Consider the following 13,980-nt stretch of genomic DNA (forward strand, 5'->3'; position numbering starts at 1 on the left):
TACAACAAGAGTAAACGATGAATATCTTCAGAATCAACAATAAATATGTAGCAGTGGCAATCTTCCTGATGCTTGCTGTTACCTTACAGGCACAGGATTATGGTGCATTGCAATATATGTTACAGAAACGGCCTGCAAATGAAAAGTTCGAGAGCAATAAATTCAATGAACATCTCTTTTTCTCTGCCGGAATAGGGCCATACAGCTTGTTAACAAGTGGAGATAGTCAGGATGGAATGGGAATGACCGCCCATCTCTTTATGGGAAAGTGGATTACTCCGGTTCATGGACTTCGGATAGGGGTGAATTTAGGTTATCTGCCGTCGAGTATCTACGATTCTAAAATAAAAATGGGTGGCGGCAGCCTGGACTATCTGTTGAATATGTCCTCCCTGGCATACGGATACAATGCAAACCGTTGTTTTGAGTTAGTAGGGATTGCAGGTATAGAAGCCGGTTATTCTAAGGTGGGCGACAATAGCGATCGTTCCGAAAAGTATCCGGATTTGAAAGGCGGCGGTCAGCTTTATTACGGCGCTCATCTCGGTTTACAGGGAAATGTACGTCTTTCTTCTACATTGGATTTGTTTGTAGAACCGCGGATCGGATGGTATAATGACGGTTTTGCGTATACGGAAAGTTGGAGAAACTATAAAATGGCTGGTTCGGTTCTGGTAGGTCTGACCTATATGCCTGCTGCTCCGATGGGAACTAAGATTCATTTCGATGATTTCGATAAAAGTTCCTTCCTGAATCATATGTTTATCTCTTTATCCGGTGGTATCAGTACACTGAAAGTTCCGGGAATCAAGAATACGATTAAAGGATTAGGTCCCCAGTTCTCTGCCGGAATCGGTAAATGGTTCAGTCCTTCTTCCGGTCTGCGTTTGTCCGGGACGGTTGGACTTTCAGACACCCCTTCGGGCAGTGCAAGCGGCTACTTTAAACATGTCGATCTGCATGCGGACTATCTGTTGAATATCAATAATGTTCTTTGGGGATATGATGAAGACAGAATATTTAGTCTGATCGGTATTGCCGGAGTTAACCTGGCAGGTACGAAAGGAGTGGATAAAACCGCCAAGTATGCTCCGGGAATAGGAGTCGGTGTGCAAGGAAGTTTCCGTATCAACCGTTCTGTGGATTTATTTATAGAACCTCGCCTCAATGTGTATAATAAGAGATATGCAGGAGGTCGCGGAGTAGGTGGCAATACGGATCAGCTCGGAGAGTTGAATTTTGGTTTGACTTATCATACGATTGACCGTGCGGCACGTCCGAAGAACGGATTCTCAAGCAATCACATCGCAGACAATCTGTTTATGACTTCGGGAATCGGTGTGCAAATGTTCCTGAATAAGACGAATCTTGAAAACCTTGGTTCTTTAGGTCCGCAGGCTTCTGTCTCTATCGGTAAGTGGTTGAGCCCTTATTCCGGTTTGCGCCTGGTGGGTACGGGTGGATTCTTTACGAACTATGTAGTTCCGGGAAGTGTTAAAGCGGGCAAACTTAGACATGCCAGCGTCAGTGGTGGTCTTGATTACTTGTGGAACATAACGTCTACCATGAGTGGATATAATTCCGATCGTATCTTTGATTTAATAGGTTCGGTAGGTGTCAACCTTGCTTATACTTCCAAATCAGACCATAAGTTCCAACTGGGTATTAATGCAGGCATACAGGGATTATGGCATGTGAATGATTTTCTCGGTTTGTACATTGAACCGCAGATTCGCTTGTATGGAGATAAATTCATTGAAGGTAATCTGGGCTTTATGCAGAAAGACGTAATGGTAGGAGTCAATGCAGGTTTCCACTATCGCTTTGTTCCTTATTCAAAAGCAGCCAATCGCAGCGTGTTTGGTCAGGATGACAAGCGTTACTTCATCTCCGGTGCACTTGGATTGGGTAGCTTGCTCGTAGCCAACAAAGATTTGGTGAAGAATGCAGGTGTAGAAGCAAAAGGAAGCATAGGTAAATGGTACACTCCGTTATCTGCATGGCGGGTAAATGGAACAATTATGTACAAGGCCAAAACGTCGTCGAAGATGAATCTTCATTATGCCGGTTTGGGTATGGATTATATGATGAGTCTGGCCACATTGGCAAAAGGATACAGCCCCGACCATGTGATAGATGTTGTTCCTTTTGTGGGAGTTACGGCCGGACTGGTACGCCGTTACGGTAAGTTCCGAGCAGTGCCGGGACTGGATGCCGGTGTGCAGGTAAAGCTGAAAGTGGCTTCTTCTTTGTATCTGTATGCCGAACCTAAAGTCGGTATCCGTACCGATACATACGATGGCTCCGAACAGGGAAGACCTGACCGCGTAGCTTCCATGGTAGGTGGATTATTGTACAGATTCAAGATGCCTACTTTCCAATAAGAAGAAAAATAAGAAATCGAATAAAAAGGGTTGCGCAATACCGGATTAGTGATTGTGCAACCCTTTTTGTATTCCATTTCCAAGAAATTACGGTTACATAAACGTTACATTAATATTACTTCCATTTCTACCTGATAATGAATAAAATGAATCTTTAGAATTCATTTTCTCCCTTGCTATTCTCCTCTACTTTTGCTCCAGAAATTAAAACGAAAACGTATGAAAACGATTACTGAAGCAATATCGAAACAAAGTTCAAACAGAAGATTAGCCGATTTCCTCTTTATTCTATGGGCAGGTGGAGCAGCCCTTCTTTCTTACTCACTGGTTTATGCATTGCGTAAACCTTTCACAGCTGCTACTTTTGACGGGATAGAAGCATTCGGTTTTGATTATAAAGTACTGGTTACTATCATTCAGATAGCAGGTTATCTGATAGCCAAGTTTATAGGTATCAAGTTGATTTCCGAATTGAAGAGAGAGAATCGCCTGAAGTTTATACTCGTTTCCATTGCCGTAGCGGAATTGTCATTGGTTGCGTTCGGAGCACTTCCCACTCCTTATAATATGTTTGCCATGTTCTTCAATGGATTGTCATTGGGCTGTATGTGGGGAGTTATTTTCAGTTTTATCGAAGGTCGCCGCACTACGGATATTTTGGCCAGTCTTTTAGGAATCAGTATTGTTATCAGTTCGGGAACGGCAAAATCCATCGGATTGTTCGTTATGAATACATTGAACGTCAGCGAATTTTGGATGCCGGCACTTATCGGTGCTTTTGCACTTCCTTTATTGGCTCTTTTGGGATATAGCTTAACCCGTTTGCCACAACCTACGGCACAAGATATAGAACAAAAAAGTAGTCGTGTAACTCTGAATGGCAAGCAACGGAAAGAACTGTTCATCGACTTTATGCCATTTCTTGTATTATTGTTTGTAGCTAACCTAATGTTGGTAGTGCTTAGAGATATTAAGGAAGATTTCCTGGTGAAGATTATTGATATGAACGGACAGTCCTCATGGATGTTTGCGCAGGTAGATACAGTCGTTACATTAATAATTCTGGCGTTATTCGGAGCGATGGCCTTTGTGAAAAGTAACATAAAAGTTTTGGTTGCCCTGCTGGGATTGGTCGTACTTGGGACAGCCACCATGAGTTTTATATCTTTCAATTATGATTCTCTGCAATTGGATGCAATCACCTGGCTGTTTGTCCAAAGTCTCTGTCTGTATATTGCCTACCTCTGTTTTCAAAGCATTTTTTTCGACCGCTTCATCGCTTGTTTCAAGATAAAAGGAAATGTCGGTTTCTTCATTGTGACCATTGATTTTATCGGATATACGGGAACTGTACTTGTCTTGATGTTCAAAGAATTTGCCCATGCAGACATAAACTGGTTGGAATTTTATAATATATTATCCGGTTACGTAGGACTGATCTGTACGGTTGCTTTCACCTGCTCCATGATTTACCTGATACAGCGCTATAAAAAAGAGAAACAACTGAAGAAAGCGAAAGAAGCCGAAATGAGCAACGGGATAAAATTTACGGGAGAAGGTATGGAGCCAACTACTTTTTCACAAATTTGATAAAAGGTGGACGATGAAAATAATAGGACTATATTTGAAATTCTCCTTCCTTCTATCTCTAATACTAACGACTTCCCGGATAACGGCACAGAATCTGCCCGATGGCATACAATATAAAATCACCGGGCGTCTATTAATGGATGGAGGAGTGTATCTGAAGAATCCGAATAACTTTGGCAACGGCACGGAATTTAATGACCTTCGCATCGGTGTAAAAGCTACCTATCAGAACTGGGGAATGAAACTGGAAATGGGATATGCCGGAAACAAAGTAGCCATCAAAGATGCTTTTGCCACCTATTCCTATAAGAATAGTTCCATTCAGATAGGACAATTCTATGAGCCATTCAGTCTCGATATGATTTGTAGTACATTTGATCTTCGCTTCAACCAATCTCCGGGAGCTGTGCTGGCATTGACAAATAGCCGACGTATGGGAGTAGCCTATTCCTATCGTACCCAATATTACTATCTGTGTGGCGGATTCTTTACCGATAATGATTTGAGCAACCTGAAAAACGCATCGCAAGGATATGCCATTGACGGACGTTTGGTTTACCGTCCACTTTATGAGCAAGCGAAACTGGTACATATAGGATTAGCAGCTATCCATCGTACACCGGACGGCACGCTTCCCGAAGATGAGAACAGGAATACGTTTACTTATAAATCTCCGGGCGTGAGCACGATTGATAATCGTACATTAATACAAGCAGATGTAGATCATGCAGCATCCCAATTTAAAATAGGAACCGAACTGCTAATTTACTATCATAAATTCTTTCTTCAGGGTGAATACATCCGCGCCCATGTAAAACGGGAAAAGGGTTTTGAGAACTATACGGCACAAGGAGCTTATCTGCAATGTTCCTGGCTATTGTTGGGACAGAATTATCTGTATGACGAAGAAGTAGCCTGTCCCGGAAGACCGGAAGGAAAAGCACTCGAACTATGTGCCCGTTTCAATTATCTCTCTCTGAATGATGCCGGAATAAAAGGCGGAACACAGAAAGACCTCTCCTTCGGATTGAATTACTATATCAATAAACACATTGCTGTCAAATTGAATTATAGCTACTTCATCCCCGGCTCGCATATCAAAGAGATCGAAAGCACAAACTTTAGTGTAGTACAGGGACGTTTTCAATTCATATTCTAGTACTTGGCAGTTCCGTTCGAATAAAGCTATAATAAAGAATAGGAAGGTGTATTGTATACTAGTTTTACTAAATGTTTCAAAGACATATCGAGAGCACTGCCGACTCAATATGCAGAACCGTATGTAAAAAGTAAAAAATAAGAAGACAGAAAAAACTGGAATGTTCTAGGTAAATCTCCTTTATTGTTCGTAATAGACAATAAAGGAGATTTTTTGCATTGGTTATTTTTTCTATAGTTTCTGTTACCAGTTTGCCAACCTGGGTGGAATAGAAAGTATAGTTTTAGAAAGAACTTCAATAAACAGAATAATTAAAATATAACATAGTTTAGTGATATGAATATAGTAGGAGTTTTATCAGGTAAAAGAAAATGTTTGTTAGCAATAGCTATTGCATTTTCGACATTCGGGAATGCCCAATTAGTAACCTATCCGGAAGGATTGAACACTGGTATGCCACATAATGATGATTATACAGTCAAAGTACGTGAAGCAGGTGGTGAATGGAAAGATGTATTCGAATATGAAGTCCAAGTAGATATGGATCGGGTACAATCTGCTTCAATGGTACAGTTTGATATAGGCAGTCCCGTAGAAGTGATGGTGAAAAAGAACAATGGCACCATTCAGGATGTGAAAATCCGTCCGTTAGCAATAGGTATACAACATACGGTAAACCACAATGCTATCTTTTTTACACTCACTAGACCTCAATGCCTGTCGATTGAGTTTAACGGTGATCGTTTGCATAATCTTCATTTGTTTGCTAATCCTTTGGAAACAGAAACTTATACTGAAAGCAGTGACAAAGTAATGTATTTCGGACCGGGTGTCCATCGTCCGAAAGATTTGCCGAACACACAGATACAGATTCCTTCCAATACTACTGTTTATTTAGCTCCCGGAGCTGTTGTAAAAGCTAAATTATTGATTGACAAAGCTGAAAATGTACGCATTGTCGGGCGTGGTATTCTCGACCATCCGATCCGTGGAATAGAAGTTACCCATTCTAAAAATATATGGATTGACGGTATTACAGTTATAAATCCAGATCACTATACAGTATTTGGTGGTGAGTCTACAGGGTTGACCATCAATAATTTAAAGTCTTTTAGTTGTAAAGGATGGAGTGATGGCATAGATCTGATGTGTTGCAGTGACGTATTAATAGACAATGTTTTTATGCGGAACAGTGATGATTGTATTGCCATCTATGCCCATCGCTGGAACTATTACGGAGGAAGTCGTAACGTGACTTTACAGAATTCAATCCTTTGGGCGGATATTGCTCATCCGATCAACATTGGAGGACACGGTAACCCGGACGATAAGGTTGGAGAGATTCTTGAGAATATAACTGTCCGTAATGTCGATATTCTGGAACATGATGAAGATGATCTTCTTTATCAGGGCTGTATGGCAGTGGATTGCGGTGATAAAAACTTGGTACGCAAAGTATTATTTGAGGATATCCGTGTAGAGAATATCCAGGAGGGAAGATTGTTTCATATTAATGTTCGTTTCAATTCAAAGTATGATAAGCAACCCGGCCGGGGAATTGAAGATATTATTTTTCGGAATATCATTTATAATGGAGTAGGGGAGAATCCATCTCTATTGAAAGGGTTTGATAAAGAACGTTCCGTCAAGAATATCATCTTCGATAATGTGATTATCAACGGCATGAAGATGAAAAATATAGATGATTTTATCACGAATGAATACATAAAGAATATCACAGTCAAATAGCATAATCTGGTATATGAAGTATGAATGGAAAAATCTCTTTGTATTAGGTGCAAACTTCTTTTCTTCTAATATCAAACTTTCTTTAGGTTAAACATAAACTATAAATGCAAGTTTCATTTATATAATTAGAACTTGCAATTATATAAATGAAACTTTCGTTTTTATAATCAAAGCTTGCAATTATAGATTTCTATTAGATAAGAGTAACTTTAGTATTAGAAGGAAAGAACTTTGCAATAGGAAGATAATAACTTATCTATTAATAGATGAGAGCAAAGCTGCACTGGAATCAGAATTAAGGAGTCTGGAAGAGAACCATGAGTATAAATACAAGAGTTTTATTCCCGGGTTTATGCTAATCAAAGTAAATGTTTCATTCACTTTGAACTCCTTTTTATTACTAAATACTATCTTTGCTTATCACTTGTATAAAAAACGAATCGCACTATGATTAACAAAATTATATGGATTATTGGGATTGTATGGATTGGGAATATTCAAAATGGAGTGCAAGCGCAACGACGTAACTTTATCCATCCCGGAATCACCTATACCCAAGGTGATTTAGACCGGATGAAAGCTATGGTCAAGGCGAAACATGAGCCTTATTATTCTACTTTTCTGAAATTAAAGGAATCTCCCTATTCTTCACTCAATACGCAAGTTATCAATCGGGGAAAACAAATCAGAGAAGGACGTTTTAATGCTACTATCGGAGTAGATGGCAGGCGGGCACATGACTTAGCATTGCTTTGGCATCTGACGGGCGATGAGGCTTATGCCCGTAAAGCGGTCGAATATCTGAATGCTAATTCTTATTATACCAATACAAGTAGTCGTGGAACAGGACCATTAGATAACGGAAAGATTTACCTTTTAATTGATGCCGCCGAATTAATGCGTGATTATTCCGGTTGGAAAGTAGAAGACCAGCAACGTTTTAAAAATATGTTGGTCTATCCTGGATATAGCAATACGGAAGATTTCTCTTCCAAATATGCAAATTACTGGGATGATTCAAAGAACGGAGTTACATTCTATTGGAATATTTTTAATTTCGATGCCGCAAGGTTTGGTAATCAAGGACTTTTCGCTGCTCGTGGAATGATGGCAATGGGGATTTACTTAGATAACGAAGTAATGTATGACCGTGCTTACCGTTATTTATTGGGAATGAAGCATCGACCGGATGATTTACCTTATCCTTCAGGACCGACGGTCACTAGCAAAGAACCGATTAAGAAATCACCAACCATGCTTGATTATAAATTGGAAGGAAGAGAAAACAAGATTTCAGATTATGGATACGATGAACAGCTACAGTATTATATCTATCCAAACGGTCAATGTCAGGAGTCGAGTCGCGACCAGGGACATGTATTGGCAGGTATCCACAATTATGTAGCTATCGCAGAAATGGCATGGAATCAGGGAGATTCTTTGTATAATTGTCTCAATAACCGTTTGCTTCTTGGTTTGGAATGGAACTATCGTTATAACCTCTCTAAAGTCCAGACCTATGAAGAGCAAAAAGAGCCTTGGGAACCGACAAGTTATAGTAAGAATTCAAATGAAGTTACCTTTGAGAACGGAAAATTTCTCCAGATAAAAAGCCGTAGTGGACGTTGGGAATCCGTAGCCGTATCTCCTCACGGACGTGGAGACGTAGCAGGTAGTGGCGGAACTCGTGAAATGGCATTGGCGCATTATGCAGTACGTGCTGGATTGCCGGAGAACAACTATACCTGGTTGAAACGTTACCGTGATTATATGATAGAACATCACGGTTGCGAAAACTGGGGGATAGCACCCAACTGGTTTTATGAATGGACTGGCTGGGGAACATTGACCAAGCGATTGACTCCCTGGATGGCAGGCGATCCCGTTTCTTTCTCTACGGGAAAGCGTGTATCAGGAATTCATTTGCTACCTTGTGAAATATCGGCTGCCGATTACGATTATTATTGTCTTGCGGAAGATCCCGAAGGGCATACCTATCACAATGTAGGAAAGAAACGTGGCAACGAATACAGACCTGACGGAGCAGTAGAGCTACGAAAAGAAGAAGATAATTACGTCGTTACCCAAATAGAAGATGGAGAATGGATGAATTATACTGTAAGTATTCCTACCGATGGAGATTATACCGTTTATCTTGTTTATCAATCAAAAGGAAATTCTTTATTGTCCGTAGCTTCTGATTCAGAAGTAAAGACAGAACCCATGCAATTACCCAGTTCTATACAATGGACGGAAAGAGAAATAGGAAAACTCACTCTTCCCGCAGGAGCTTGTGTACTTCGTTTACAGATAGAGCAAGCCGGAGATAAACTCGAAATTCAGAAAATAATAGTAAAGTAGGATAAGGGGATTTGATTCTTCGTTCGTACTTAATAATAGTACTACAAAAAAAGATGGCCATGAAAATTCGAATATGTTTGTTAATCATACTAATGGGATTATTGTATCCGGGTTATATTAGCTCGCAAGAATCCCCTTATGTATTCCGCCAGATTGGAGTTGTCGAAGGATTACCGGATAACTATGTAAAAAGCGTTTTCCCCATTCCCGACGGACGTATCGGTGTGCGAAGTACTGTGTTATTAAGCCTGTATGATGGTGCGAACTATTCAAATTTCCCTTTCAATATTCATGGCGAATATTCGATAGCATATAACCATATTATTCCCGAACAATATATTGATGCCGACAAACGTTTGTGGATGAAAGAACGCAAGAGCCTACGCGTCTTCGATTTGACTACCGAACAGTACATCTATAACGTAGATTCTTTATTTCAACAATTCGGCTTAAAGGATAAAGTGGCGGACCTGATTATTGATTCAGAGAAACATTGTTGGTTTCTGACGCCGGGTTCCTCTGTCTATATGTACGATGCAGAGACAAAGTCAATCGAACAGGTTTGCAGGAATGATGAGTTTATGGAATACTATGGAGGATTACTCGGAGTAGAAAGTCATGGAAAATACAGTTGGATGGTTCATCAGAAAGGGGCTATCCGTTGCTACGATTTGGAAAAGAAACGTTTCGTGCATCAACTTGATTTCCTGAAAGACCAACTGAAACCGGATGACCGTGTGGTTTTGAAGATACTCGATAATGGTGACTTTTGGTTGATGTGGGATCGTGGAGTAGGCTATTATGATGTCTATAATAAAAAATGGAACCAAATTTCAGGTATCCAACTCGGACACTATTCATGGTTTACTTCTATGGATGTGGATAAAGGTGGAAATGCATGGGTAGGAACCGTTATTGATGGATTCTATATCATTGATATGCACAATTTCTCTGTAACCCGGACACTGGATATTCCTTTATTATCAGGTAATACAGTACGAAACGGTATTCAAAGCATCTATTGCGACCGGGAAAATAATTCCGTTTGGATAGGACTTTATAATCAGGGAATGTGTTATTATCATCCCAGCATGAATAAAATAGTGCTGTACAATAAGAAGATGATAAATGGCGACTGGAAAGGAGAGGAAATCCGTTGTATGCTCGAAACATCTAAAGGAGAAATTCTGATGGGTACTACGCAGGGTGTCTATCGCTATGAACCGGAGACTAAAAGCATGAACAGATTCTATCATGAATTCAGTCAGAAGAATTGCCGTGTACTTTATGAGGATAGCAAGAAGCGTGTTTGGGTCGGAACATACCACGATGGGCTCTACTGCATAGATCATGGAAAGGTACAATCTTACGATTATCCCGATACGGATTATCAGAATGAATTGGATTTCAGTAATATCCGTGTCATGGTCGAAGATTCTTCCGGTCGATTGTGGGTAAGTATATATGGGGGTGTAGGATTATTTAATCCTGAAAACGGGCAAATAAACTTATTGTCCGAACAGTTTCCCGAACTCAAAAAATACAAAGTAGCGAATGCATTGGCCATAGATAATCAATCCCGGTTGGTCGTAGGCAGTGATAACGGACTCTACATTTACGATCCTGCAACGAATAAAATATGGATACCGGAGGAAGATGGCCAGGCTAATTCTATATTCAATCAGGGAAGTATCAAGTATAATCAGATACTCAAAGACCATGAGGGAACTTTATGGTTTGCTACACAATATGGCTTGAGCGTTTTGACTTACAATGGGCAAAGCTACACATTAGGGAAAGAAGAAGGTCTGTCTAAAGCTATCCTGAACGTAGTGGAAGATAAGAACCATGATATATGGATTTCGACAGTCACTTCTATTTATAAGATAAAAGTAGACAGAAGAGCAGATAAATACAGCTTTCATGTAATCAGCTGTCTGTCGGAAGATGAAATCCGTCAGGATGATTTATATAGTTTCCCTTCGTTAATGACCAGGGACAATCAGCTTTTCCTGGGGCTGATGAACGGCTTTATCGCTTTCTCACCAGAAAACATGATAGATAATCAGTGCCTCAATCGTCCTCTGTTTACCTCATTCCGCTTGTTTAATGTTCCGGTTGTTTCGGGCGAAACATATAACGGACGTGTCTTATTTGATAAAGCATTAAGTTATTCGGGCGAAGTACAATTAAAATATGATGAGAACTATATTACACTTGAGTTCTCCGGTCTGAACTTCCCTAATCCTTCTCAAACCTCTTTCCGTTACCAACTGGAAGGATTTGACAAAGAATGGACGGAAACCCTTTTTGAGAATGGACAAGGACGTGTGGTCTATAATAATCTCCCTTCGGGCGAATACATTTTCCGTGTGTCCGCTGCCGGAAACGACCGGATATGGGGACCGGAGTCTGCATTCAAAATTGTAATTCATCCCCCGTTCTGGGATACACTGGCCGCTCGTTTTTTCTATGCAATTTTAGTTATTCTCTTAATCTTCGGGTTGATCTACGTAATAAACCGCCGCAACCGGCAGAAGATGATTCGTATGCAAGAAGAGGAAGCGTTGAAGCAGAAAGAAGAACTGGATCAGATGAAATTCCGCTTCTTCACAAATATAAGCCATGAACTCCGCACTCCGCTGACATTGATTATCACGCCATTAGACATGGTGATACGTCGATTGACAGACGATGCGATGAAAAAACAACTGAATACCATCTATAAGAATGCTCAAAACCTATTGTCATTGGTGAATCAGCTACTCGATTTCCGCAAACTGGAAATGAAAGGAGAGAGGTTGCATCTGATGAACGGCGATATGGAGGAATTTATTGTTTCTGCCTATAACAACTTCATGCCAATGGCAGTAGAGAAGCACCTTAACTTTGTGAACCAATCGGAACATAGAGCGCTTTATATGTTCTTCGACCGGGATAAGGTACATAAGATTGTGAATAATCTTTTGTCCAATGCCTTCAAATATACGCCGGAAGGCGGGACGGTCGACTTACTGCTTGCAACAGAAGAAATAGAAGGAAGAAACTACGTGAGAATATCCGTATCCGACACTGGAATCGGAATATCCGAATCAGACCTTCCTTATATCTTCGACCGTTTCTATCAGGTAGGAAATGAAGGAGACGAAAAAATAGGTAGTGGCATCGGACTTCATTTGGTAAGGGAATATGTAAATATACATGGTGGCCGTATTAAAGTGGACAGCCGGATAGATCGTGGATCAGTATTCACCGTTTGGTTGCCGATGGACCTGAAACCGGAACCGGACGAACTGCCGGAAGAAATCATCGGAACGGAAGCATCAGATGTTAAAGAGAAAGAAACCACTACATCTACAGTCGATGATAACCTGAAGAAACTGTTGTTAGTGGAGGACAATCAGGAATTCCGTACTTTCCTGAAAGAACAGCTGGAAGATTTCTATCAGATTATTGAAGCGGCAGACGGCGAGGAAGGAGAGCGGAAAGCGATAGAGGAAAACCCGAACTTGATTATCAGTGACATCATGATGCCAAAAGTAGACGGTATCGAGCTTTGCCGTCGGATCAAGACGAACGTGCAGACATCCCATATACCTGTGATATTATTGACAGCCCGTACTGCCGATGACATCAAGATTAACAGCTATGAAGTAGGAGCAGACTCTTATATGTCGAAACCTTTCAACTTTGATATGCTGATGGTACGCATTGAAAAGCTGATAGAGCAGCAGGAAAAGAGAAAACAAGAATTCCGTAAGAACATAGAAGTAAATCCGAGTGCTATCACCATTACTTCAGTAGACGAGCAGCTCATACAGAAGTGTCTGGAATACATAGAAAAGAACATGGATAATCCGGAATATGGCGTAGAAGAATTGAGTGGCGATCTGGGGATGGTGCGTATGAGCCTTTACCGTAAGTTACAATCCATCACCGGACACACACCGACAGACTTTATTCGCAGCATCCGTTTGAAACGGGCGGCACAATTATTACAAGGAAGTCAGTTGCCGATTGTTGAAATAGCGAACCGGGTAGGATTCAGTTCACCCAGCTATTTCTCGAAGTGTTTTAGAGAAATGTTCGGTATGCTTCCCAAGCAATATGCCGAGGAATCGGGAAGAAAAGAATGACATTGTGCCTGTGTTTGTAGTTTAATTATTACATTTGCGCTGAATAAGTGAGATAATTGTAAGTTCTTGTTCACATTGGGGCAGAAGAAGTTTTATTTTATAATATATGTTGATATGAAAGTATTAGTTTTAATTTCATTGGTAGGAGGTTTGATGTTATCCTCTTGCGGAGGTAGCAGTTCAAAAAATAATGCAAATGTTAAGGAGGTAAATCCTGCAGATACCATCTATTTGGGAGACTTACGTGAAAAATTTGCAAATGATAGTGTTTTCTTTAAAATAGTGGCACCGGATTTGATGTTGATGGATTATCAGTATCTTTGGGCCGTAACAGAATCGGAAGCAGTAGAGAAAGGACTGACAAAAGAATACTATAAACGTGTGAAGAAAGAAATCACCGATACGAATGAAGCGATCAAAAGAGGTGTGATGAAAGGTGCGAACGTAAAACGTATACCGGATTTCCAGGCATCACAGGAAAATAAATAATGAATCCTTCCGGATGAAAGCTTTCATCCATGCAAATATAAGAACAGGGGAGTCGTCAAATGTAACGACCTCCCCTTTTTTATTGGTGTGACGGTTAGATTTATCCCGATGA

7 protein-coding genes are annotated in these 13,980 nt (G+C 40.5%); all 7 read left to right on the plus strand.

The genetic code is table 11. The annotated features are described in order from the left end of the window. The first annotated feature begins 17 nt into the window (after window positions 1–17). The 7 genes from INE92_RS02825 to INE92_RS02855 all read left to right on the plus strand — a co-directional run bounded on the left by INE92_RS02825 (window position 18) and on the right by INE92_RS02855 (window position 13,868). The gene (locus INE92_RS02825) at window positions 18–2,384 is read left to right on the plus strand and encodes a hypothetical protein (RefSeq protein WP_004305853.1); all 2,367 of its coding nucleotides are present in this window, start codon (window positions 18–20) and stop codon (window positions 2,382–2,384) included. 219 nt (window positions 2,385–2,603) lie between these two features. Beyond that, window positions 2,604–3,974, plus strand: coding sequence for a DUF5690 family protein (locus INE92_RS02830; protein ID WP_004305854.1), 1,371 nt, complete (start codon window positions 2,604–2,606; stop codon window positions 3,972–3,974). 13 nt (window positions 3,975–3,987) lie between these two features. Then, the gene (locus INE92_RS02835; protein WP_004305856.1) at window positions 3,988–5,133 is read left to right on the plus strand and encodes an OprO/OprP family phosphate-selective porin; all 1,146 of its coding nucleotides are present in this window, start codon (window positions 3,988–3,990) and stop codon (window positions 5,131–5,133) included. A 336-nt stretch (window positions 5,134–5,469) separates the two neighbouring features. Beyond that, window positions 5,470–6,882, plus strand: a complete 1,413-nt coding sequence (locus INE92_RS02840; RefSeq protein ID WP_004305858.1) for a glycosyl hydrolase family 28 protein — start codon at window positions 5,470–5,472, stop codon at window positions 6,880–6,882. Between the two features lie 447 nt (window positions 6,883–7,329). After that, complete coding sequence (locus INE92_RS02845; RefSeq protein WP_004302341.1) at window positions 7,330–9,243, plus strand: alginate lyase family protein; 1,914 nt, start codon at window positions 7,330–7,332, stop codon at window positions 9,241–9,243. A 59-nt stretch (window positions 9,244–9,302) separates the two neighbouring features. After that, window positions 9,303–13,379: a hybrid sensor histidine kinase/response regulator transcription factor gene (locus INE92_RS02850; RefSeq protein WP_115484140.1), complete on the plus strand. Its 4,077-nt coding sequence runs from the start codon at window positions 9,303–9,305 to the stop codon at window positions 13,377–13,379. Between the two features lie 114 nt (window positions 13,380–13,493). Beyond that, window positions 13,494–13,868 (plus strand): hypothetical protein, encoded by a 375-nt coding sequence (locus tag INE92_RS02855; protein WP_004305864.1) that lies wholly within the window; start codon window positions 13,494–13,496, stop codon window positions 13,866–13,868. The last annotated feature ends 112 nt before the right edge of the window (window positions 13,869–13,980 follow it).

The organism is Bacteroides xylanisolvens (assembly GCF_018289135.1).
GTDB lineage: Bacteria > Bacteroidota > Bacteroidia > Bacteroidales > Bacteroidaceae > Bacteroides > Bacteroides xylanisolvens.

Bases quoted from the DNA above. Each gene is read 5' to 3' on its own strand.
- INE92_RS02825 (WP_004305853.1), top strand. From the start codon at position 18: ATGAATATCTTCAGAATCAACAATAAATATGTAGCAGTGGCAATCTTC.
- INE92_RS02830 (WP_004305854.1), top strand. From the start codon at position 2,604: ATGAAAACGATTACTGAAGCAATATCGAAACAAAGTTCAAACAGAAGA.
- INE92_RS02835 (WP_004305856.1), top strand. From the start codon at position 3,988: ATGAAAATAATAGGACTATATTTGAAATTCTCCTTCCTTCTATCTCTA.
- INE92_RS02840 (WP_004305858.1), top strand. From the start codon at position 5,470: ATGAATATAGTAGGAGTTTTATCAGGTAAAAGAAAATGTTTGTTAGCA.
- INE92_RS02845 (WP_004302341.1), top strand. From the start codon at position 7,330: ATGATTAACAAAATTATATGGATTATTGGGATTGTATGGATTGGGAAT.
- INE92_RS02850 (WP_115484140.1), top strand. From the start codon at position 9,303: ATGAAAATTCGAATATGTTTGTTAATCATACTAATGGGATTATTGTAT.
- INE92_RS02855 (WP_004305864.1), top strand. From the start codon at position 13,494: ATGAAAGTATTAGTTTTAATTTCATTGGTAGGAGGTTTGATGTTATCC.